Source organism: Leptospira kobayashii (assembly GCF_003114835.2).
Taxonomy (GTDB): domain Bacteria; phylum Spirochaetota; class Leptospiria; order Leptospirales; family Leptospiraceae; genus Leptospira_A; species Leptospira_A kobayashii.
The window spans coordinates 1,603,472-1,627,123 of sequence record NZ_AP025028.1 but is presented as its reverse complement, the minus strand read 5'-3'; the positions used below and the strand labels follow the sequence as shown (position 1 = coordinate 1,627,123).

The 23,652-nt window shown below is 42.2% G+C and carries 14 protein-coding genes and 1 tRNA gene; 5 read left to right on the top strand and 10 right to left on the bottom strand.

Annotated features, from left to right (window positions below; genetic code table 11):
* Nucleotides 1-31: 31 nt before the first annotated feature.
* The 8 genes from DI077_RS07060 to DI077_RS07025 all read right to left on the bottom strand — a co-directional run bounded on the left by DI077_RS07060 (nt 32) and on the right by DI077_RS07025 (nt 15,522).
* Entirely contained in the window at nt 32-1,144 is a 1,113-nt protein-coding gene (locus tag DI077_RS07060) for a hypothetical protein (RefSeq protein ID WP_109018896.1), read from the bottom strand.
* Between the two features lie 50 nt (nt 1,145-1,194).
* Entirely contained in the window at nt 1,195-1,980 is a 786-nt protein-coding gene (locus DI077_RS07055; RefSeq protein ID WP_135354831.1) for a hypothetical protein, read from the bottom strand.
* Nucleotides 1,973-2,395: a hypothetical protein gene (locus DI077_RS07050; protein ID WP_109018894.1), complete on the bottom strand. Its 423-nt coding sequence runs from the start codon at nt 2,393-2,395 to the stop codon at nt 1,973-1,975. The genes DI077_RS07055 and DI077_RS07050 overlap by 8 nt, the downstream gene beginning before the upstream one ends.
* 400 nt (nt 2,396-2,795) lie before the next feature.
* A complete protein-coding gene (locus DI077_RS07045; RefSeq protein ID WP_109018893.1) occupies nt 2,796-3,182 on the bottom strand; it encodes a hypothetical protein in 387 nt (128 codons plus the stop codon).
* Nucleotides 3,179-6,964, bottom strand: a complete 3,786-nt coding sequence (locus DI077_RS07040) for a polymorphic toxin-type HINT domain-containing protein (RefSeq protein WP_167837086.1) — start codon at nt 6,962-6,964, stop codon at nt 3,179-3,181. Before DI077_RS07040 ends, DI077_RS07045 begins: the two co-directional genes overlap by 4 nt.
* Nucleotides 6,965-7,859: 895 nt before the next feature.
* Complete coding sequence (locus DI077_RS07035; protein ID WP_109018890.1) at nt 7,860-8,306, bottom strand: hypothetical protein; 447 nt, start codon at nt 8,304-8,306, stop codon at nt 7,860-7,862.
* The gene (locus tag DI077_RS07030; RefSeq protein WP_109018889.1) at nt 8,299-14,592 is read right to left on the bottom strand and encodes a TIGR04388 family protein; all 6,294 of its coding nucleotides are present in this window, start codon (nt 14,590-14,592) and stop codon (nt 8,299-8,301) included. Before DI077_RS07030 ends, DI077_RS07035 begins: the two co-directional genes overlap by 8 nt.
* 848 nt (nt 14,593-15,440) lie before the next feature.
* Nucleotides 15,441-15,522, bottom strand: a tRNA-Leu gene (locus DI077_RS07025).
* Between the two features lie 302 nt (nt 15,523-15,824).
* On the opposite strand from DI077_RS07025, the gene DI077_RS07020 reads away from it, so the two are divergent.
* The 3 genes from DI077_RS07020 to DI077_RS07010 all read left to right on the top strand — a co-directional run bounded on the left by DI077_RS07020 (nt 15,825) and on the right by DI077_RS07010 (nt 17,968).
* Nucleotides 15,825-16,244: a cyclic nucleotide-binding domain-containing protein gene (locus DI077_RS07020; RefSeq protein WP_109018887.1), complete on the top strand. Its 420-nt coding sequence runs from the start codon at nt 15,825-15,827 to the stop codon at nt 16,242-16,244.
* A complete protein-coding gene (locus DI077_RS07015; protein ID WP_109018886.1) occupies nt 16,241-16,762 on the top strand; it encodes a Crp/Fnr family transcriptional regulator in 522 nt (173 codons plus the stop codon). The genes DI077_RS07020 and DI077_RS07015 overlap by 4 nt, the downstream gene beginning before the upstream one ends.
* Nucleotides 16,763-16,873: 111 nt before the next feature.
* Nucleotides 16,874-17,968, top strand: coding sequence for a PilZ domain-containing protein (locus DI077_RS07010; RefSeq protein ID WP_242935395.1), 1,095 nt, complete (start codon nt 16,874-16,876; stop codon nt 17,966-17,968).
* On the opposite strand, the gene DI077_RS07005 is transcribed toward DI077_RS07010, so the two are convergent.
* Both DI077_RS07005 and DI077_RS07000 read right to left on the bottom strand, forming a co-directional pair.
* Nucleotides 17,965-18,657 carry an IspD/TarI family cytidylyltransferase gene (locus DI077_RS07005; RefSeq protein WP_109018885.1) on the bottom strand — a complete coding sequence of 231 codons (693 nt, stop codon included), beginning with the start codon at nt 18,655-18,657 and terminating at the stop codon, nt 17,965-17,967. The genes DI077_RS07010 and DI077_RS07005 overlap by 4 nt on opposite strands.
* A gap of 5 nt (nt 18,658-18,662) precedes the next feature.
* Entirely contained in the window at nt 18,663-19,928 is a 1,266-nt protein-coding gene (locus tag DI077_RS07000; protein WP_109018884.1) for a diaminopimelate decarboxylase, read from the bottom strand.
* Between the two features lie 57 nt (nt 19,929-19,985).
* Between DI077_RS07000 and DI077_RS06995 the strand changes: the two genes are divergently transcribed.
* Both DI077_RS06995 and DI077_RS06990 read left to right on the top strand, forming a co-directional pair.
* Nucleotides 19,986-21,056, top strand: coding sequence for a zinc dependent phospholipase C family protein (locus DI077_RS06995; protein ID WP_109018883.1), 1,071 nt, complete (start codon nt 19,986-19,988; stop codon nt 21,054-21,056).
* 30 nt (nt 21,057-21,086) lie between these two features.
* On the top strand, nt 21,087-23,642 hold the full coding sequence (locus DI077_RS06990; RefSeq protein WP_109018882.1) for a penicillin-binding protein 1A: 2,556 nt from the start codon (nt 21,087-21,089) through the stop codon (nt 23,640-23,642).
* The last annotated feature ends 10 nt before the right edge of the window (nt 23,643-23,652 follow it).

Sequence of the window (23,652 nt, the reverse complement as noted above, 5' to 3'; positions counted from 1 at the left end):
AATGCCTTCTCTTTTTTCGATTGTGGATAGCTTACTTACGAATCTCAGGAATCACGATCTCAACAATCTCATTCGGGTGATTCGGATTTTTCCAACGAAGAAGGGATGGCTTTTCATTCATAGGATATTCAAATACTACATCAATTCCGGTAAATGGTGCAGATTTGGGTTCCATCGTATGCTGCATACCCAATGGGTAATTTAATTTGTTTGTAGTAAAGTAACTGCCCGAGTATGTTTTTTGTTGGATTTCTACATTCTGCAATGCTTGGTATTCTTTTCCACCTGCAACTAACCAAAACTGACTGGTAGAAACGATGATTTGTTTGTCCGAAGTATTTAAAAATTTCAGCTGAACTCTGCAACCGTTATAAAAGTCCTTCGGATACCAAATGGAACTAATATTAGGTGAATTTAAGCCGATACTCAATAAAGCGCCATACGGACTAAGAAGTCTTTTCATTCGAAAAGGAAGTTGTTTTATTTGATAATTTCCTGCATAATCCCCTCTTTCCGCTTTTGGAATGGACTGAAGAGCGGCGCTGATCGCCGATTGAATAGCATCCTTCGTGTAACTTTCAATCACTCCTTTCGACTGGAACAACCAGAATGGGAATAAAACTAAACCGTAATATTCGGAATAAGGATCAATTTCAATCTGAGGTAATTCTTTTTTTACCCCTTGGTTATCATAATAAATGGGAGTAAAAACCCATCGATAGCGGTCGCTAGTCGGAACTAACCCGAGAGTAAGATAAGTAAAAACTTTATATGAATACTCATTCTTAAAAGCATAACGTAATTCTATGATGTTTCGTTTGGTAAACTCTCTGTATTCCTGAGTAAAATCATAATCGTAATTTTCACCCAGGGCATCCAGGTAGATAAAGTTTTCTCCATCTTTATTTAATTCCTGAATAGCCGCCTTGATACCTGGAATCAGACTTTCCATCGCAACGCTTGCTCCATGAGCGGCATAATGATTCGTATCCAAATTTTTTAAGACAGTGACTCCAATCTTTTGGCCTACTAAACTTGGAGTTGGCTTTAAATCATGGGAATATGAATAATAAGTACAAAATGAAGAGAATACCAAAGGAAGGATTAACGCAAATTTAGATTTCACCGAAATAGTCGAATTCATACAGATATTTTTTACGCTCACTCCAAAACTCAAGTTGATTTTATTGCGTTTTATTCTTTTACTAACTCTGCTTTCAATACTCCGGGATAATCGACTTTCCGCAATACCGCACCTGTCGGAACGGAAAAATACAAAGAATACTTTCTAAACTCTCTCGGAGCAAGCCAACCCGAAGAAGCCACAGAGGTTTCTACAACTCCTCCCTTTAAAGGTACCCCAAGATCACTTGCAACAAACGCAGCCGAATAATAATCATCTTTATTCAAACGAATCTCCGGAAACACCAATTCACCATTGTAAGTCGTAGTCGGTTTATTATGCCCTTCCTTCAAAGAAAAATAGAGTTTTATACCCGGGTATTGTCGGAAAAAATCTTCAGCCGCAAATAGATTCTTATTTTCCAAGAATACTTTTTCGGTATATTCGTCCGATTTCAAAGATGCCAGCAAATTGTGTTTATCCATCTTTTGATCGAAAAATTTAAAGAAACGAAATTGATCCGTTTGATTTTCAAGTCCGATATCCAATTGATAGAACTCTTCTCCCCACCATAAACCTTGGACCGGGCCGAGATAACTGATTCGAAATACATTCAATTTCCATTCAGTAGAAAGAAATTCCTGATGAACAGACCTGTAAAACGGAGGTTTTAAACCGGAACATGAAAATCCAAGAAACACAAGCGAAAGAATCAAAATTCGGATATAATGCATAATGTATTTTCTTTTTCTAAACTCAGTTTGATAAAATGAATGATTTAATATAATTTTGCATGGCTTGGAATCATCCGCCAATCGTTTTTGTTTTTGGAAATCAAAGAGCCCAAGTTCACTCATAAACATATTTGGATCTGCTTTTATGATTTTTTGTAAACTCGGTATTACTCTGAATAATTGTAGTCTCTTGTCCAGTTTCATTTATTTCTTTAATCACGCGAATTACAATAAAGTCAAAATCAGTCACAAATTTTACCGTCAAGAAATCCTTTCCGGTTGCTGAATTGAAAAACTTACAGGTTTTATCAACCTTAGAACATTCAATTTTGGTATTCTTAAATGTATATAACTCTCCAGCTACATAAGCATAAACATCATATAAATCAACTTTCTTGGTAATTGAAAAATGGATTGTTTCATCAACTTGATTTCCATATTTATAAAAAAACAATCCTTCGATCTTCTCTCCATTCTTTTGATTGCATCCAAAAGCAATTAAAACAGTTATTATCACAATGTTGCTGATCATTTTCATTTTTTAACTCTCTTTTCAAGAGATGATCATTTGTTTGGCGGACGCCTCGACACTTAACGATATTATCAACATTATCGTTAGCACGACCCGGCTCTCCCTCGACGTGGGCGCTCGGTCGATCCGTGGCGCGGAGATCTTTACTTTTCTTCGGATTGAAAAGAGAGGGAATTTCATTAGAACAACTGTTTCAAGTTTCTAATTTTAAGTTCTCTTAGTCAATCTTATGAACTTAGTTTAAGAAAAGTATTTTAGGCTAATTTAATGTTCTTTTTGTTTAATTATATAGTTTTTGCGAGACTCAATCCTATCAAATTAGCTTAGGAAAAGTATTTCAATCTAATTCAATATACTTTTTGTTTAATTATATTGTTTTTGCGAGGCTCAGAATCAAGTTCAGATTTTAATTAATTTCGGTCACTCGAATTAAAAATCGGTATACTTCCCATACCTCTCGTAATTTACCTTCGCCACCAAATATGCTTATTATTCCATTACTTCCGTTTTTTCTTGTAATTCTAATTGATTCTGCTTTATTTTTTTCTTCGATTACCTCTAACTTCGCTATCTCTTCATAGCGAAAGAACTCATTACCCTTCTCTAGAAGTATATTATAAATTCCTTTATCGGTAAAAAGAACAGATTGGTCCTCTGAATCATTAAAATTCAAATATATTCCTAACAATTCTTCATCCTCACTTAGTTTTACGTGAGAGTTAAGTATTTCCTCTCTGAAATATTTAAGTTTTTTTAAAATTCGATGCGTAAGTTCTTTTATTCTTTTCTTCATTTTATCGGGATTCTTAAAATTTCCTTCCCTCCCTCTGTAATAAAATTATATCTTTTAATTAATATATCATATAACCTAGGATTAGCAAGAACACCTTCAATATTCAATGAAGTAGCTCCTTGTGCTTTCGCCACTGATGTTAAATTATCTATAATTTTAAAAGGATTCGCTATATTATCATCTATCATTTCGATATTTACTTTAGCTAATTTATTTTGCATCGAAAATGTACCACGTACAACTCCATTGATGCCAATATCACTTTGCGTTAGTGCTCTAGGTGCAATAGTAGCTGCGTTAATTACAGCCGTTTCCCCAGCGACAACCGCTTGCCCCACCTCCGCTGTAGTTGTTGCAGCAGTCGTTGAAGTAGAAGCTGGTTTTGGAGTGCTTCCAAATATCTTTTTAAACTTTGTTACAAAAGAATTTTCAGCCAATACAACGGCCGGTCGTGCTGATAAAAGAAAAGGTGCCGCTGTTAACCCTGCGTCGATTGCAATAGAATTTAGCCGATCACTAAAGGTTGCAAGTTCAATTCCCCTTTGAGACATGATGCCTGTGTCCCAGAGCCCAGCATAAAATGCCTTCCTGTCCTCCCCCTTTAATCCCAAACGATCTGCATATTCATTTGCTAGTTTATCTATTTTCTTTAAATCATCTGCAGTCAAATCTCCATTTACTACTCTCTCAACTGATTGAGAAAAATCTGGAGAATCTAGTAGAAATTGTGCACCATACTTTTGGCCTAGCCGAAATCTCTCTACAGTATCTACTCCTGGGTAAGCTTGTGATATATCGTTATCACTAACTTCCCAACCAAGAAGTCTCTTAGTCACATTAGCAACGGAAGGATTATTTATATATGATTCATTATGAACCCAAATACCTTTCTCACCCACAAAGTAAGTGTGATATTCTTCTACTTCAAAGTTATATACTGTTTCTTCTCGATTCTCAATGGAAATAGATACAATATTTAAGGTTGAACCATTCGAAGAAAGCGTTGTGTCTCCTGACACAAGATCCTTTGCTTCCGTCCAAACTGTATTCTCTAATCTGAAGTCTTGGGCATTTGCTTCTGGCTTTAATACTCGAAAACGGTGATTCCAAGTCGTTTCAAGAATTGTCCCATCATTAAAGGATAGTTTATAGATAGCGTCTGTTTGACGAACAAACGTATTTAATACATTGCGATATGATACTTCCCCTGTCTCATCTGATTTAGATAATACTACATCACTAATCTTTATCTCTTCTATCGCCTTCAATCCATCTTTTGTGTGAATGAGTGTTCCCGCTGTAAAACAAGTTCTAGGATGTACTGTTCCATCCGGACTTACATACACTGCATCAGATGATGCCGCATCTCCATTATAGAAATTAGCTACGTTTGCGATTCCATCTGTAAACCCACCTACGAACTGATCCAAACCGCTTAATCTGGATGTTCCCCAAGCTTCGTTCCCTTGAGGTCCTGATACTACCGCTGCTGCTTTTATCAAGGCATCTCTAGCATCTGGAGATAGTTTATCTATTTCCTCTGGACTTAATTTGTATTTTTCTGCTAAATACTTATCTTCTCCTACCTTGACCCTTCTCGCCATCTCAACATCATTATTGTTACGCGCTTGATCCAGGTTCTGTTCCACCCAGTTGATCTCTGCCGCATGGAATCCATCAGGGCCGTTCGTTCCAAGTGTGATTCCTCCGGCAGATGCAGAGCTACTAACTCCGCTTTGATCTACAGTTATGCTAATCCCATGTCCGTTCTGATTGTAACCTGCTGTTGCTGATGCTCCGGTCGCAGAGTTCCAAGCAGCCCCTACACTAAAACCATTCCCTGCATTGTATGTATAACCAGCTCCGTACGTTCCGTTCGCTGTGTTGTAGTTTATCGTCGCACCTTGCACACCTACATTAATTTGAGATCCTCCATGTTGGCTGAACGTGATACTTGCGTTTGCTGATCCGTTACCAATTCCAACGGCTCCTCCCCAAACTGCCTGACGATCATAACTAATTCCGAGTCCCACTCCCGTCTTTTGAAGGGCGGATGCCGCTGTGCTTAAGAATGCTCCTGGTTCAAATGTCGTTCCCATCGGAACACTAGGACTCACTCCAGCTGTCAATACCCCGATCGCTCCGTTTGCTACTCCTGCCAGCACACCCTGGATTCCATTCCTTGCTCCGTCAATTGCTTGGATCGCTCCCTTTACTACAGCCGCTCCTACTTGTGTCGCGGCTCCTCCTACGGCTCCGAAGGCACTTCCTATCGAATTCAATGCATTCCCGATACTTGCCAACGGACCTGTTACTGCCGCTGCTGCTCCCAGTGTCACTGCGGTTGTAACCGCTGTTACTACGGTTGATCGGATCGCTGAGCTTTGTGCTTTCTTATCCGCTTTCTTCTGTTTAATAGCCCCGTATTGTTTACGGAACGCCGCATCGGCAACGTCCTTATCCATTCCCGTTGCCTTTACGATCTCATCCACTACTATGCGTTGGCCTAGTTCTTCTACCAGGCCCTCTTTGTTTTTTAATGTAGGGATGTTCGATGTGTATTTCATTCCTGGCGCGGACATTCCCATCGCCTGGTTCATATATGCTAATGACTGTGCTTCCATGCCAGCGTCGGTTACGCCGGCAAACGCGATTCTGTTTCCATCACTCAAAGCTCGTTGGATGTCTCGCTCAGGAACTCCTGTTGCTACAATCGCAGTCTTGATAATTCCTCCGACTGCACCTACTACTTGGCTTCCTATATTTCCAATCGGATTCGAATTCACTGCCTTTCTTACTTTCTTTGCTGCCTGTGCCCCTTGGTAATCCGTGAGTAACTGACCAACCACATCTTTAGGAAGACCGGTTGCATTTGCAATCGCTCCTGTAGCTGCTGTTTTGATGATTGCATTTTCATTGGCTTTAATCGCTGCTAATTGGTCTTTAGGACCGGAAATTTTATTAACTAATGCATCCGCAGCTTTGTCTCCCGCCACCGCACGATAAGCTGCTGTTGTCACCCCAGCGGTAAGTCCTGCGATCGAACTTCCGAATGTTGCTCCAAGGACTGTGCTGGCACTTCCAAACACGTTTCCTACGCTGGCTGCAAACGAACCCATCGCTCCCATGGCACTTCCCAAGAGTAGAGATGCTCCACCCGTCATAATGGCAAGTCCCCCCATCGCAACATTGGTTAGGTTGTTCTTGGCCATATTACTCTTGATCTTACGCTCTTGCATCTTGCCCCGCATAAAGCTAACAAGTTGGGTTGCCATTGCGATTTGATCATCGCTTCCTCCGGTCGCACGGATAAATGCCGCCGCCAAACTAGAGTTTATTTGATCTTCTACTTTGCTCTTAAGGGATGCTTTGATTCCGGCCATTCCTCCGGAGATATAAGCAATGATCATATCTTTAAGGAAAGAATCTGCTGCCTCTTGAGCAGTTTTTGCTTCCTGGAATTTTTTCTCGTTGGTAGATTCCGTATTTCGGATTTGCGTTGTTGCCTGGGTCAGCATTTTCGAATCATGACCGAGTCCGTTCGTGAAGAAATCATTCATCACTGCGGTTTTTTGGTCTTCTACATCGTTCCAATCTTCTTCTCCCCATTCATCAAACAGGTCTTTGCCTTTCGGGGCTGTTACTGGATTTACTGTTGATAAACTGATATACCTGGTTTCATTTTGAGTTCCAGAGTAATAACCTTTATCTCCTTTACCGGCAATTTTACCATCGCTGATGATTTTGGATAATGTCACTCCGCCAAACGTTCGATGTTCCAAGCTCCTGCTCGCGGAACCTCCTGTTCCGACGAGCGAGCTCCGGCCATCCATGGCCTCGCCACCGCTAGAAACATCTCTCTTGCTCTTAAGATTAGAAATGATTATGATTTGTTTGGCGGACGCCTCGACACTCAACGATATTATCAACATCATCGTTAGCACGACCCGGCTCTCCCTCGACGGCAACGCTCGGTCGATCCGTGGCGCGGGCTTCTTTACTTTTCTGCGGATTGAAAAGAGAGGGAATTTCATTAGAACGTTTACTCTTTCAAGTTTCTAATATTAAGTTCCCTTAGTCAATCTTATCATGTCCATGCCAGAAATCCGTTTTAGTCTAATCAAATATACTTTTTGTTTAATTATATAGTTTTTACGAGGCTCAAGGGAATTTCATTAGATTTCTACTCTTTCAAGTTTCTAATTTTAAGTTCCCTTAGTCAATCTTATGAACTTAGCTTAAGAAAAGTATTTTAGGCTAATATAATGCACTTTTTGCTTAATTATATAGTTTTTGCGAGGCTCAGGCTCTCCCTCGACGGCAACGCTCGGTCGATCCGTGGCGCGGGCTTCTTTACTTTTTTCCGGATTACTAAGCGAGAGAACTTCATTAGAACGTTACTCTTTCAAGTTTCTAATTTTAAGTTCCGTTGGTCAATCTTATCATGTCCCTGCCAGAAATCCGTTTTAGTTTAATCAAATATACTTTTTGTTTAATTGTATAGTTTTTACGAGGCTCAGGTTAGATGGTCTGTCTGAATATAATCCAGGCAAAACCCTTATTAAGTCACCTACTGACTTATCCTGATAAATATAATGCAGATAAGCGTTTCCCTTAGAAGTATTGATTTCGAAAATATCACCTATTTTAATCTTAGCCATCAATAACCTACCGATTTTAAAGGTTCATATCCTCATTCTCCCATTGAAATGAATCAATTATCTTCTGAATAACTTTAATCTCGATTGTCTTATCGTCAACTCCACAATTATAAGTTGTAAAGATGCATTTATCCAAAGATAAAAAATAATATATTTTCCAAAAAGTATCGGCTTCTTTTTCTTCATATTCAAATTCAAGCATCAATCTATTGTCGCTCCAATTTAGAATAATTTCATTTTTTGGAAAAACTGGCCACCCTTTACTTCTGCAAAAAGAATAAAATAAATTTAGAATATCAGCTTCTTCAACAGGATTTATTTTATCTCTATGAATAAGAGAAAATTGCAGAACTCCCACCCCATCATCTTTGAAAATACTTATTTCTTCATCTTGGGAGCATTCCCAGTCGCTAGGTATTATTATTGAAAACCAATTTTCCCAAATAATTCTATCTTCATTCATAAGTATTTATTGTTCCTTTATGTCCAGGTCCATAAACTCTATCACATTCATTACAATACTCTTTTAATTGTTTTTCACCTTTTTTAATTGCTCTAGGATTGTTTGGCTTTAACTCAATGACCTCCTTTGAAGCTTTATTATAAGCATCCATTCTTTTTCCTGAAGGTAAAACAACTTCCTTTTTAAATCCAGGGGGATATTCCATTTCCGCATGAGCTTTTTTTCCTTTTTCCAAAGCTGCTTTAACCTTTGGATTATTAGCGCCTTTTAACTTAACACCTGCCTCCACTACTTCATCAGAATTCTTTAATATAACCTTGCCAGCTTTAACTCCAACTTGACCTCCCTTGATGGCTGCAAGCCAAGCTCCCGCCCCTCCCGGAATTACTGGCAATGCCAAGGCTACTCCATCTATTACAATAAATGTTCCCGCAATCGCTATATCTACATTATCACCTCGATTTATTGCATCAGCCAAGGCAACAACTCCCATACCCAAGCTTGCTGCATCCCACACACTTTCTAAATAGTTGTGAACCAATACTCCTTTCTTTCCTACGTAGTATGTGTGATTCTCTTCTACTTCAAAGTTATAGACTGCTGTAGAATCTACACTATTATATGTAACATTCGTTATACTAGATTTGTTTCCGTTACTCAAAAGAACAGTATTTCCTATTTCCAGATCTTTTGTTTCCACCCATGCTTGTTTTTCCACTATCCAGAATGGATGATTCCAGGTTGTTTGAAGCTTTTCTTTTTTATCTATCTCTATTTCATAAATTAGTTCTACATCGTGTGTAAATAGTTCCGTTACACGCTTATAACTTATTTCTTGGGAAACCTCTTTCCAGGACAATACTTCGTCCCCTACTTTAATCTCTTCAATAGCTTTCAACCCGTCTTTCGTGTGAATGAGTGTTCCCGCTGTAAAACAAGTTCTAGGATGTACTGTTCCATCCGGACTTACATACACTGCATCAGATGATGCCGCATCTCCATTATAGAAATTAGCTACGTTTGCGATTCCATCCGTAAACCCACCTACAAACTGATCCAAACCGCTTAATCTCGATGTTCCCCAAGCTTCGTTACCTTGGGGTCCTGATACTACCGCTGCTGCTTTTATCAACGCATCTCTAGCATCTGGAGATAGTTTATCTATTTCCTCTGGACTTAATTTGTATTTTTCTGCTAAATACTTATCCTCTCCGACTTTTACCCTTCTCGCCAATTCTACATCATTATTATTACGTGCTTGATCTAGATTCTGTTCCACCCAATCTATCTCTGCCGCATGGAATCCATCAGGACCATTCGTTCCTTGGGCAATTCCTCCCACAGAGGCAGTGCTTGATGTTCCATGGCTATCCGCTGTTATGCTAACTCCATAACCATTTACGTTTAACCCAGCCGTCGCCGATGCTCCTGTCGCTGAGTTCCAAGCAGCTCCTACACTAAAACCATTTCCGGCATTGTATGTATATCCGGCTCCGTACGTTCCGTTCGCTGTGTTGTAGTTGATCGTCGCACCTTGCACACCTACATTGATTTGAGATCCTCCATGTTGGCTGAACGTGATACTTGCATTCGCTGATCCGTTTCCAATCCCAACAGCTCCTCCCCAACCTGCTTGACGATCATAACTAATTCCTAGTCCCACTCCTGTCTTTTGAAGGGCCGAGGCTGCTGTGCTTAAGAATGCTCCTGGTTCAAATGTCGTTCCCATCGGAACTCCAGGACTCACTCCCGCTGTTAGAACTCCAATCGCTCCATTGGCTACTCCTGCGAGCACTCCCTGGATTCCGTTTCTGGCTCCATCTATTGCTTGGATCGCTCCTTTAACAACTGCGGCTCCCACTTGTACCGCTGCGTTCGCACTGGCTCCCACGAAACTTCCTATCGAGCTGAGTGCACTATTCACGGCTGCTAACGGACCTGTTACAGCTGCAGCTGCTCCTAGTGTCACTGCGGTGGTAACAGCCGTTACTACGGTCGATCGGATCGCTGAGCTTTGTGCTTTCTTATCTGCTTTCTTCTGTTTAATAGCTCCGTATTGTTTACGGAACGCCGCATCGGCAACGTCCTTATCCATTCCCGTTGCCTTTACGATCTCATCCACTACTATGCGTTGGCCTAGCTCTTCTACCAGACCTTCTTTGTTTTTCAAAGTTGGGATGTTCGATGTATATTTCATCCCAGGTGCGGACATACCCATCGCCTGGTTCATGTAAGCTAAGGACTGTGCTTCCATGCCAGCGTCGGTTACACCGGCAAACATAATTCGATTTCCGTCGCTTAATGCACGTTGGATGTCCCGCTCCGGTACGCCTGTTGCTACGATCGCAGTCTTGATAATTCCCCCGACTGCACCTACTACTTGGCTTCCTATATTTCCAAGTGGATTCGAATTCACAGCCTTTCTGACTTTCTTAGCAGCTTGTGCACCTTGGTAATCAGTGAGCAACTGACCAACCAAATCTTTAGGGAGACCGGTTGCATTTGCAATCGCACCTGTAGCCGCTGTTTTGATGATTGCATTTTCGTTTGCTTTGATCGCTGCTAATTGGTCTTTAGGGCCGGAAATTTTATTAACTAATGCATCCGCCGCTTTGTCACCAGCCACCGCACGATAAGCTGCTGTTGTCACCCCAGCGGTTAGTCCTGCGATGGAACTTCCGAATGTTGCTCCCAGAACTGCAGTTGCACTTCCAAACATGCTGCCTACTCCCGCGGCAAATGAACCCATCGCTCCCATGGCACTTCCCAAGAGTAGAGATGCGCCACCCGTCATAATGGCAAGTCCTCCCATCGCAACATTGGTCAGGTTGTTCTTGGCCATATTGCTCTTGATCTTACGCTCTTGCATCTTGCCTCGCATAAAGCTAACAAGTTGGGTTGCCATTGCGATTTGATCATCGCTTCCTCCTGTTGCGCGGATAAATGCTGCCGCCAAACCGGAGTTTATTTGATCTTCTATTTTACCTTTGATTGATGCTTTTACACCGGCCATACCGCCGGAGATGTAAGCGATGAGCAGATCTTTTAGTAAGGAGTCCGCTGCTTCTTGGGCGGTTTTTGCTTCCTGGAATTTTTTCTCGTTGGTAGATTCCGTATTTCGGATTTGCGTTGTTGCCTGAGTCAACATCTTGGAATCATGACCGAGTCCGTTCGTGAAAAAATCATTCATCACTGCGGTTTTTTGGTCTTCAACATCGTTCCAATCTTCTTCTCCCCATTCATCAAACAGGTCTTTGCCTTTCGGGGCTGTTACTGGATTTACAGTTGATAAACTGATATACCTGGTTTCATTTTGAGTTCCAGAGTAATAACCTTTATCGCCTTTACCGGCAATTTTACCATCGCTGATGATTTTGGATAACGTCACTCCGCCTACGTTGTCATAAGTGATTGTGAACTCTTGTTTGATGAGACCCGCACACTGCGCCGGATCAATATAACATGAACCGGTTTGTTGCTTCTCCGCATCAGTCAGTTTCATATCTGCATCTGTCTGACCGGTTCGAATTTTTTCATCGCGGCTAAGGGATTTTACAATCATTCCACCTTGGAACTCATATCCTTGGCTTTTTAGTAATGCGATTTCACCTGCGAACTTTGCATTGAAATCTGCCGTTTGTGCATCGGATAGACGCTTCTCTCTTTCCTGACAAGAGGTATAATCGGCAGCTCCGAGTACACAATACCCCTCCATCTTTTCTCCCTTATAAGAATACTCGGATTGTTTTTTGAGGATTGCAAGAACCTGATCGTTACTGATATTTCCGATTCCACCTGCGTTCAAAGACAAGTTGCCATTGTCATCCAACTTGGCGCCTGCACGTGTAGACCAGTCGATGGTATAAGCCATTTGATTTACTAATTTCGCTTGTTCTTGTTTTGCGGTGAATGAATTGCTTTCATTGATGGAAAGGAGTTGTGAATACTGATACACTCCGTTCGTAGTCTTTCCGAATATTTCGGATACGTCTTTGCCGTTAATCGTTAGGCTAGTATCGACAGTCTTTTCCGAAGCGGCATTCATAATGGAAAACTTTTGCCCTCCGCTACTTCCTGTGCTGCCGGAACCGAGTAGCCCTCCTACCGCACCTGCGACATCAGAACTCAAGCTGGAGTAAACAAAGGCATCTTTTTGAATGCTGTTTACGCCCAAAGCACCTGACAGGCCAAATACCATATCCTGACTTACGATTTTATTTCCCAATGCACTGATACTCAATGCGGAAAGTGCATCTTTCGGATTGATGAGTCCGTTATTCAATACAGGGCTTTCTATCGGTGTTGGTTCTACAAAGGTGAATTCACGACTGCTCAAATCGTTGATCGATCCGTTGTAAGAATTCATTACCTCAGAAGCATTTGTAGAAATATTCAATCCGGATATGGATGCATTGTAAGTCGATGATAATTGCTTATTTACATTTTGCAATTCTGCAGTTGATTGTGCTTGTGCTGCTTTCTCACTTAAATTGTTCCATTCGAGAATGGAATCCCGTCTTTCGGCTTCCATCTTTTGAACCCAAGCCGACTTCTTCGCTTCCAAGTCCACCAGAGCGTTTTCATAATCTGTTTTTGCCTGAGCTTTCAAAGCGTCCGCACTTACTTTCCACTGTTCATGGAAGCTGTTATAACTTGCAACTTGGGATTCCCAGTTTCGTATAGCAGGTGTAATTTGGTTAAGGTATTGGTTTAGTTGCCCGTTCAATGAACCATAGTTTCCGTTCCAATAGGCTGCTTGCGTCGCAGCTTGCCCATCATGCATCTCGTAAACTACTTCATATCCGATACTTCCCATCTGGAACCAATCCGTCCAAGCCCAAGGGAACGGTACAAGTGTAGCCCTATCTGCACCCCAATGCCAAGGATCTCCATTATTGGCACGCAAATTCATTTGTGTGTTTTTCGTACCAGTCCATGCAAATCCATCGCTATTCTTTGCATTATTCCAATCTGTGTAAATGTTAGTTGCCAAGATATTTGTCAAAGACTGCCCGCTTTGCAAATTTGCGGTAATATATCCGGCAAGAGCACCGTTATTTCCGGAATGGATCGCGTTTAAAATCCCTTTGAATGTAGAATCTCCTACCCCCGAGAAAAGTCCGGCAGTATCCTTTTCCCATACAGCTCTTTGATTAGCTGGAACATTGTTAAAACTACGACTTCCATTATTAACTTGTATGATGTAATTCCAATCAGCTCCTATCCCGTAAGCAGTAGGAGGCCATGTATTTTGAAATGTATCGATTCTTGTTGTATAATCCGCATAAGTCAAGTAAGCCGAGTTCGTTTGGCTTGAAAGAAAGTTGTTGATTTGAGCGGAGATTGTAGTGAGAATATTCGTAGGATTTAAGGAAGTATCGTTCAATACAGTGTTTAGACTGGTGACGAGCGCAGTCATTGTCTGACCCGCAGCATTCAAACCTCCGTTATTCGCTTGTCTGTATAAGCAAGGAGAGGCCTGGTTGCAAGATTGATCCAACATCCCTTGAAATTGAGATACGATCCCTGAGATCGCGTTCTTCACAACAGTCTTATAAGAATCAATGGCAGTCAGATTGTTTTGGAAGGTAGCTTCCGATTCGTCCAGATTCGTAAGAAAACTATTGTACTGATCCTGGATATTTCCAAGTGTGTTTGCAAAATCATTCAATCCCGATTGGTAACTCTGATTGAAGTTTACGTTCCAATTGTTCGCGGCATTGGCGATGTTGTTTTGTAATTGGTTGACTCGTTGGTTTTCCGTCAGGACCTGCTGGTACTGTTGCTGACCTCCTACTCTTTCAATATAGGCCTGATCGAATTGATTCGTTGTGAGTCTGGCGACAAATTGGTTTTTGTTTGCAAGAAAATCCAAATTCGCTTTGTCATCCCAGCTGTTGAGCGCCACCATCTTTTGGGAATCCAGTTCCTTTTGGACATAGTCTTTGTAAGCGTCTACCGTGTTGTAGGTATCGCTTGTTGTTATGCTTGAGACATAGTTATAAATCGCGTTGTCCGCAGCCGATTCCCAGGAAGCCCGAAGCAAACCTTTGTAATACGTTACCTGATCCGTCCAACTGTTCAGGGAGTTTAAAAAATAAGACTGCCCGTAAACCTGGTTCATCAGGTTCGCGTTGTATTCATCCATTTGCAGTTGGGGGACTACTTCTTGGGAGAAAACAGCTCCTGCAAAAAACAAAGAGAAGACAAAGGAAAAGAGTCCTAATCCCGCTTGAGTCCTAGTGAATGTACTAAATTCTGATTCGGTTTTTTGTTCTGTCAGCATGAGCTCTTATACAACGTAGTCAGCTAAGTCTTTGTAAGGCGAGAGGTCAAAAAAAAATGATTGAACCGGAATTATTTTTTGTCTCGTTTTTGGTTTTTTGGAAAAAATTTCCGGGAAATTACATCGAGCTGATTGTGTAACAGCTTGGCTTTCCCGGCAAAAAGGCGAACTTTTTCGAAGAATTTTTTGGATAGGGCAAAGAAGGATTGCCGAATCGGATTGAATGTGTTAGTTGGGACTCATTGGGTGGCGGGTGGATCACCCCACCCAAATCAGGGCGGGGATACCAAAATCCAATCCTATAAGAAAACCCCTTATCTCGGGTAACACAAAGCACTTCTATGGACTAGAATAAGAGCCTCTTTCTCTCTTAAAAACAAGTGAGATGTTTCTCGCGGTGGCTGCAAAACACATCGCAGGATTAACGTGCATTTCTAAAAGTCAGTTGGTTAAAGATTTATGTGTCGGTTGATTAGACTTGCATGCAAGTCTGTGAATCTGGACTACCGCATTCGCTTACCGTCCAGTTCACATTCTCGCTCCTTATGGGTCGCTCCGAATGGCCAGGGATGGCCGAAGCTTTTTCGTCGGAACAGGATGTTCCGCGAAAAAGAGCGAGGAACATCGAACGTTTTGCGGGCGGAGGGACTTGCCCTCTCCGCTGCCTTCGCTTCCTGCTTCGGCAACGCTCCGAGGCACGGTCTCACTCTCCCTCGGACGTCCTGTCCTCGGGTCTGTCAGTTTCGTTCCCTATGGGTCACGAAAGCTAACAGATCGTTCGACTGTTCAAGCCCTCAAAGTCCTTCGGTGTCTGTTTGGATTTTATAGAAGAAGTAAAAAGAACGTTTTGCGGGCGGAGGGACTTGAACCCCCACGCCTCTCGGCGCCAGAACCTAAATCTGGTGCGTCTGCCAATTTCGCCACGCCCGCTAGTTATAGGCATCTTGTTACGGAGGGCTTTCGTGTCGAGAGAGATTTTCCAAAAGATCTTCCGTTTCGGAAAGAATTATATGAGATCTCTCCTTCCGGGAAAAGCCTTTCCCTAATTCTTATTTTTGCGAAAACAAGTAAGGAAGTTATTCCCGGTTTCGTCCAATTGCATTAGCAAACGGTAAGGTTTTGATTTTCAAAGAAACAACCTTTCGATAGTATAGAAAAAATATATAAGAAATTCATAATACTCTAAATTACAAAATGAAAAACCATCTCCAAATGTTCCGACAGGTCTCAAGATGAATATACTAGAATATATGCAAAATATTTCCACGCAGACTTATGCACGCGGGGAAATTATTTTTAGGGAAGGCGACCGCCATGACGGAAATATGTATTGCATCATGCAGGGAATGTTTGCCGTTACAAAAAAAAATCCTGACGGCCTGCAGGAAATCATCAAAGGACTCGGACCGGGCGAGTTTTTCGGAGAATTGGCACTCATCACTAGAAACCCGAGATCCATGAGTGTGAGTGTAGTTTCCGCCAATGCCAAACTCGGGATCTTAAGAGAAGACCAGTTTGAAAAATTAGCAAAGATCAATACTCATTTTCTTTTTCATCTGCTCCGTAGCTCGGTGGAAAAACTGCACCGTGCCGAGACTAGACTTGGTGAATTGGAAAAGATAATAGAAGAAATGAAATCGGAGGAAACATGAATACGGATCATTTAAAACGTTTCCTAAGCGAAGTGAGCATTCGCCACTTTCCCAAAGATCAAACTGTATTTCTGGAAGGGGAAGAAACAAACGGAATCATGTATTTCATTTTTTCCGGAAAATTGAAAGTTACTAAAAAAACGGGAAACGGAGAAGATCTGATCATTCGCCAAATGGGTCCCGGAGAATTTTTCGGAGAATTGGCACTCATCCAACCTTCTCCCCGTGCGGCTACGGTCATTGCCATCGCGGAAGATACGAAACTAGGCATTATCAACCGGGAAATCTTTCTCGGGATGGGAAACGAAAGTCCCGCTTTCTTGTCCGTACTACTTCATAGCATCATTCGAAGGTTATCCGAGGTAGAAGAGAAAGTTACGGAAAGAAAAGAGGAAATCCACTCTCTCCTCAACCATGAAAGCTTAAATCAGGAGACCGTGGCAGTAGCTGATCCAGAGGCAACGGAACCACCTAACATTCCAACGGAAACAACTCCTCCTGAAGTGGAGAAAAAATAAAGGAGCCGGATTCATATTACAAAAAGACAATGTATTTATCGTGCATTGCATCATTTGTAAAGGAATCCGCAAAAATTTCTTGACTTAACATTTTTTTTTTAGAAATTCTTAATGATGGCACTTCGATTATTCCACTATCCGCTTCCCATACTATTCGTTGCCCTTATCTTTTTTACGATCCCGTTTCTTAATTTTTTTGCAACTGCCGCCTTATACGACTTAAGCCAAAGATGGGATCATGTTTTCGATCGGATTCAACCTCTGCAGTATTTTCTATCCGCACTGAGTCTTGTGATTGCCTACGGATTGATTGCCAAAAAGAAATTCGGCTATTACCTGTTTCTCTTATTTTCCATTGTTCTCGCTTCTTACAATCTCTGGATGGTAGCTTGGGTCAGCCTTGGCAAAAAACTTTTCCTTGCAGGCATACGGTTACAAACCCCGGACATCATTTGGAACGCAGTCTTCACAGCAGTGATATTAGGTGCTATTTTCTATTTTTTAAGAAAAGAAATATCAGCGCCTTACTTAAGCGGATTACAAAGAGGTTGGAGAGGAGGATACAGAGAGACACACCCCGTTCCTTTTCACTGGACCAATGTTGACGGAGAAAGGGAAGGAGACGGATATACGATCAATGTCTCCGGATCAGGAGCACTCATTCCTTTGCCACAACATCATTTTTTAAAAGAGGGCGATCCTATCAATCTTCATCTCAAACTGGAGAATGAAAAAAGAGAAATCATTCCTATCTCCGTAAAGGGAACGATTGTTAGGTTGGACCGCGAAGCCGACGGCACGGATCTCGCCGGCATCACTTACGAATTTCAAGTTGCTCAAAAAGAAGAAAAAGAAGAGTTTTTAAAATTCCTCACAAGAGTATTTGCACCCAGATACCCTGTTTCCAATAAGATAGAAGCGGGTAAAAACCTTCCCGGAGAATCCACAGGTGAGCTTGTCAATATCTCCACGGAAGGACTTTATATCAAATCGGATACGGTTTATGAAATGGGAGAGCTTATCTCCGTAAAGATACTCACTCGTTCCGGTCCGATTTTTTTAAAAGGGATTGTCCGATGGTCAAACCCTAATGCTCGTTATGGAAAGCCGGTTGGTTACGGTTTACAAATCGAATCCGCCGAAAATATGAATCATTTCCGCATCTGGGTTTGGAAACAAAGATTCAGAATCTTTCACGGACGTTAGGATTTTAATAATTCGGTAGCAAGAATTACGTCTGTCGGCGTAGTGATCTTGATATTTTTAGAAGAACAGGGAACAATCCCCGTTTGTTTTCCCAAAGTTTCCACCCAGGAACATAGATCCGTCGGGTGAAGCGAAATATCCTCACTGACCGGATTTGCAAGTAGTTCTTTTAACAATTTCCCCGTAACCGCTTGAGGAGTTTTTACCATATACAGTAAGGATCTGGGAACGGATTCTTTCGTAAAATTGGAATTTTCTTCCACTCTGACAATCGTTTCCGTTGCGGCAGTCGCCAAAGTAGAAGCTCCGAATATCTGCGCGGAACCCACAAGTTCATCCAATTCCGAGGTTGTAAAGAATGGTCTTGCCGCATCGTGAATCAGTATGATATCTTCATCATCGTAAGGAATGGAAGAAATCCCCGCCAAACAAGAAAGATGGCGGGAAGCCCCTCCTTCCACGATCCTATCATTGGCTTCCAAAACAGGATCGGCTTCTTTTTCCAATTTTAAAATCCAATCTTTATGAGAAACAAGTGTCAGGGACTTCAAAAGCCCCCAACTGCGAAATACTTCTATCGAATGTAGGAATAAAGGTTTCCCTGCGAGACGGATAAACTGTTTCGGAGTATCACCTCCGATTCTGGTTCCCACTCCTCCCGCAAGGATGATTGCATAAAGGTTGCGCATGAAAATTACAAAACTTTGATTTCGTTTTTATAAATATCTTCTAACGGTTGTTTTTTGCGAATCAATTTCGTTTCTCCCGAATTCAAAACCAAGACTTCCTGTGTTTCGGGAAAACTATTGTAATTCTTGGTGGACATACTGGAACAGTAGGCTCCTACGGCTTCCATCGAAACCAAATCCCCTACATTCGTTTCTGCCATCAAACGAGTGATAGGTTCACCACCCTCTTTCTGAGTGAATACGTCCCCTGACTCGCAGCAATGTCCCACGACTACGTATTCTTCCGTTTTGGTAACGGATCTTCCGTCTTTGGGAACTGTCACTAACGGGTGTTTTGCTCCATACAAGGAAGGTCTGGTATTTGCATCCATTCCGGTATCCAGTTTTAAAAAACGAAATCCTTTGGCCCCTGTATCGATTTTATCGTCTACAGTTGTAATGAGAGACGCGCAAAGTGCGACCAAATAAGTGCCTGGTTCTATTTCCAATTTCAGTTTGCGCCCGTGTTTTTCGGCAAATTGAACGAATAATTCTTTCGCAGGCTTTCCAATCAGTTGCAAATCCGTGGATTTTTCATCCGCCATTCTGCCCACTTTGTAACCGCCACCCAAACTAACGGTAGTTACCGACTTGAACATTTCGGCGTATTCCAAGGTATAATGTGCTACCGCTTTCCAAACCTCCGGATCACTTCCCGAACCGATATGGGTATGGACTTTGTTCACTACCAGATTGTATTTGGAAACGATTGCTTTCAATTCCGGCATCTTTTCGTGCCAAATTCCGAAAGAGGAAGTCACTCCCCCCACGTCGGTTTTTTTCGTATGACCGGAACCGAGGCCCGGATTGAAACGAATGGAAACCGTATGACCGGGAAATAATTTTCCGAATTCCTCCAATTGTTGCAAGGAACAGGCATTAAACTCCACACCCTTTTCGATAAAGAATTTAAGGTCTTTCGGGAATTGTTGGGAAGTAATCATGATCGAAGAATAGGGAAAACCCGCAGCTACGGCGCGGTGCACCTCATATTCGGAGGATGCATCGATGAGGATTCCTTTATTTTGCATAATCTTCAATACATTTGCATTGGGACTTGCCTTCATTGCATAACGAACATTCAAACCGAATGCATTCGGGAAAGAAAGTGCTTCATCACATTTTTTTTCGATCTCCGCTTGGGAATAGACGAATACGGGGGTTCCGAACTCTCCCGCGATGGAACGAACCTGGTCCTCGTTCAAAAACTTTAGTTTTTCGATTGATGTCATAAGAATTAAGATAAAACTTTCAATAGGTTCTATTCTTAAAAGTCAAAAAAAGGAAACATGGCAGGAAAGATCACTCACATCGAAGCCCTCTCCCAGGTTAAAAAACACCTGGAACATGGGAACGCTACGCAAAGGAAAATTGCGGCATTACTCAATAGACAGGATGTTTCCCACTATGCGAATTTGGGTGCGGTAGCTCCTGACATATTTTATTTTTATCATGTATTACAACCTCAAAAGACAAAAAAGGCCGCCTTCTGGGGAGACCTTGCCCACCATAGCCGTGTAACAGAACTTATACTTAGTTTCCTGGACCAAGTGCATGAAACGGAGATGGGGCTTTATCGAGACCGTTATCTCGCATTTGCCTTAGGTTATATCTGCCACTGCGTTGTGGATGTACAAACTCATCCTTATATATTTTATATCTCCGGGGATTATTATAATAATAATAAAAAAATATCCTATCAGGCACAGGTGAACCACATGAAGGTGGAGTTCGGTCTGGATACGATGTTACTCCACTACCGTTGGGGGATGAGTGCCCGCGAATATGATTTTCCCCAATACATCGACATTCGTCACAGAACCGTGGGAATCAAAAACAAAATGGATCCTATCCTTTGGCAATTCTGGTTGCATTGTCTGAAGGAAACTTTTCCGATCGAATTCGGATCTTCCTATCTCGGTTCCGAAAGAAAGATCATTCCCGGTGATATACTTAACGAGTCTTATATGGGATTTTACAGGTTTACAAGCACTCTTGATTCCAGAAGTTCCTGGATGAGGGGACTTGTTTCCGTAGTGGATCACCTGACATTTCACAAATACAACGCAAGCGTACTCATGTTGCCTAGTCTCGGGGAAATCAATCCCAAGATCATGAATGAGGAAAAAAGGGCATGGAACTACCCCGCCGATCCGAAACGTGTGTACACGGATTCTTTCATCGACTTACTCAACCAAGCAAGTCATGCTGCAAAAGAAATCCTTACCCGAGCCTATGAATATTCCTTTTCTCCTGAGAATAGATCCAAGATTTTGGAAACATACGGTGGTTATAATTTGGATACGGGCCTCCGCTACCAGGGAATCGACAGTATGAAAGAATTTTCTCCCTTGGTATAACCCTTAAATTCAGGAACAAAGTCGGACATTATGAAACAAGAAGCTGTAGGGCTTTTCGAAAAAATATTTATCATTTGGTTTAGAGATCTTACATCCTGGATTTGGGAAGAAGGGAATGTAGTCCGAAAAACCGCAATCGCAGTCTTTGTACTCGGCGGGATCAACGTTTTTTTACTCACAGGTTCGCTTAAGGATTTCTTTCGTTTGAAAGAAGCCTCCATGTACGACATACCTTCGATTCTTTACGCGCAGACGGAAAAAGGCAAATTCGAACCGATTGCAGAGTATTATAAATTTTCCAGAATTCCGGTGGATATAGATACTTTGCCAAAAGAGGAGCCCAGCCTTTCACCGGATAATAGAAACAAGGTGATTCAATGTTTCCTATCCACGGAAGACAACCAATTCTATTCCCATAGCGGAATCGACTTAAAAGGGATCGCCCGGGCTTTTGTAGTCAATTTGATTGCGGGTAAAGTGAAGGAAGGTGCATCCACCATCACACAACAAGTCGCAAGACTGAAATTTCTTTCCATAGAAAGATCCATTGCCAGAAAAGCGAGGGAAGCATGGCTTGCCTTACTTTTGGAAATGGCTTATCCCAAAGATAAAATTTTAGAAGTCTACTTGAACGAAATTCCTTTGGGACATGGAACCATCGGTGTAGGAGCCGCTTCCCGATTTTATTTTAGAAAAGAGCTCCAAGATGTTACCTGGGGAGAGGCAGCCATTCTCGCGAGTCTTACCACAAGGCCAACACAATTCAGTCCTCTTACCAATCCGATTTCCAGTATCAACAAAGTACGGGTAGTCTTCAAAAAACTGATCGAAAACGGAAGAATGACTGTCACTGACGCGGAAAAAGAATACACCGCGCTCATGGATTATTATGCCAATCTAAACCGCTCTCCCAATGATTCCGCATTTTCGGACAGACTGAACCGTTTTCCTTACGTTACGGAATACATCCGAAAAAATCTACTTCGTTCCATAGGAAAGGACAGATTGTACAATGGCGGATTGAAGATTTATTCCACCATTCAAATCAAACACCAAACGGAAGCGGAAAAAGCAATGTTTCCGGCACTCCAAGCGCAAACCCTGGAATCAAACCAAAGAGCATTTCGTAATATCGATGCCTTTGATGATAATTTCGGCGCAGCATATGAAGTGATTGCGGATCTGTATGATCTTCCCGAATTCAAATTTAAAATCTCAAGAACGGAAAGAACGTTTCGCTCTGCATTCCAGGAAGACCTCCGGGATACCTTCACTACTCTGAACTTTCTGACAGGTGACGATTCCCTCGGAGACTTCTTAGACAATAACTACTCGAACCAATCCACTCAAGATCACCTATTACCTGTGGAAGGTTCCCTTATTTCGATACGACCAAACACGGGTTATATCACTGCGCTTGTAGGAGGATCGGGTTTTCGTTCCGACAACCAACAAATCCGTCCTTTTCAGGCATTCCGCCAACCCGGCTCGGCATTCAAACCGGTGTTATACGCAGCAGCCATGGATTTTTCAGGCAAAAACCCTGACCCGGAAAAAAACGTAACTCCTGCCACTTTATTTGCAGACTCACCTTTGCAGTATTTGATGGAAGACGGAGACGAGTGGGCTCCTGAAAATTACAGCTCCGAATATTCCGGATTTATATTACTCAGAAAAGCATTGGAACAATCCAAAAACTCGGTAGCAGTCAGGGTCTTGGAACAAATCGGGCTTTCCAATATCATGAACACCTTACGAGGGTTACTTCAACTTCCCGGCAGGGACATTCCTTATAATTTCAGCGTATCACTCGGAAGTTTTGAAATCACTCCCTACGAACTTACCCGGGCTTATGCGGCACTTGCTTCCGGAGGAAAAACGGTAAATCCCATTTCCGTTCTTTACGTGGAAAACCAAGACGGCAAAATCATCAAAGACTTCCGAAACGAATTCGATGAATCCGACCGAAAACAAGTGATCTCTCCCGAGGCGGCATTTTTAATCACCTCCATGATGGAAGACGTGATTCGGTCCGGAACCGGAAAAGCCGCTCTTTCCTACGGGCTTTCCCGAAAGGCTTACGGAAAAACCGGAACCACAAATAATTTCAGAGACGCTTGGTTCGTAGGATACACTCCGGAGTTGGTTACCTCGGTTTGGTTCGGATATGATGTGGGAACGATTTCCTTGGGCCGAGGGATGACGGGAGGAAGACTTGCCGCCCCTGTTTGGGGAAGGTTTATGGCAAGATCCCTCGACAACGAACCCAAAGCCGAATTTCCCTGGGCAACAGATCTGAAAATCACAAAGAGAGCGATTTGCACTATGTCGGGCAAACTCCCCGGAGGACAGTGCCGCGAACTCATCGAAGAATATTTTATCCCGAGCACAGTTCCAAAAGATATTTGTTCCGATCATGGATCCCAGTGGATGTCTGCAGAAACCTCTTCTCCTAGCTCCGTCCGCCAGGAAAAGCCGAAACAGACGACAGCCGTGGCCAAACCTACGACGGAAAAAATACCGAAACCTATCAAAAAGAAGAAAAAGAAAAGTGTCTTTAGCGGGGATGAAGACATAGATTATTAAAAAGGCTTGT

Coding starts and splice junctions, on each gene's coding strand:
- DI077_RS07060 (WP_109018896.1), bottom strand. CDS start 1,144: ATGAATTCGACTATTTCGGTGAAATCTAAATTTGCGTTAATCCTTCCT.
- DI077_RS07055 (WP_135354831.1), bottom strand. CDS start 1,980: ATGAGTGAACTTGGGCTCTTTGATTTCCAAAAACAAAAACGATTGGCG.
- DI077_RS07050 (WP_109018894.1), bottom strand. CDS start 2,395: ATGAAAATGATCAGCAACATTGTGATAATAACTGTTTTAATTGCTTTT.
- DI077_RS07045 (WP_109018893.1), bottom strand. CDS start 3,182: ATGAAGAAAAGAATAAAAGAACTTACGCATCGAATTTTAAAAAAACTT.
- DI077_RS07035 (WP_109018890.1), bottom strand. CDS start 8,306: ATGAATGAAGATAGAATTATTTGGGAAAATTGGTTTTCAATAATAATA.
- DI077_RS07030 (WP_109018889.1), bottom strand. CDS start 14,592: ATGCTGACAGAACAAAAAACCGAATCAGAATTTAGTACATTCACTAGG.
- DI077_RS07020 (WP_109018887.1), top strand. CDS start 15,825: ATGAATATACTAGAATATATGCAAAATATTTCCACGCAGACTTATGCA.
- DI077_RS07015 (WP_109018886.1), top strand. CDS start 16,241: ATGAATACGGATCATTTAAAACGTTTCCTAAGCGAAGTGAGCATTCGC.
- DI077_RS07010 (WP_242935395.1), top strand. CDS start 16,874: ATGATGGCACTTCGATTATTCCACTATCCGCTTCCCATACTATTCGTT.
- DI077_RS07005 (WP_109018885.1), bottom strand. CDS start 18,657: ATGCGCAACCTTTATGCAATCATCCTTGCGGGAGGAGTGGGAACCAGA.
- DI077_RS07000 (WP_109018884.1), bottom strand. CDS start 19,928: ATGACATCAATCGAAAAACTAAAGTTTTTGAACGAGGACCAGGTTCGT.
- DI077_RS06995 (WP_109018883.1), top strand. CDS start 19,986: ATGGCAGGAAAGATCACTCACATCGAAGCCCTCTCCCAGGTTAAAAAA.
- DI077_RS06990 (WP_109018882.1), top strand. CDS start 21,087: ATGAAACAAGAAGCTGTAGGGCTTTTCGAAAAAATATTTATCATTTGG.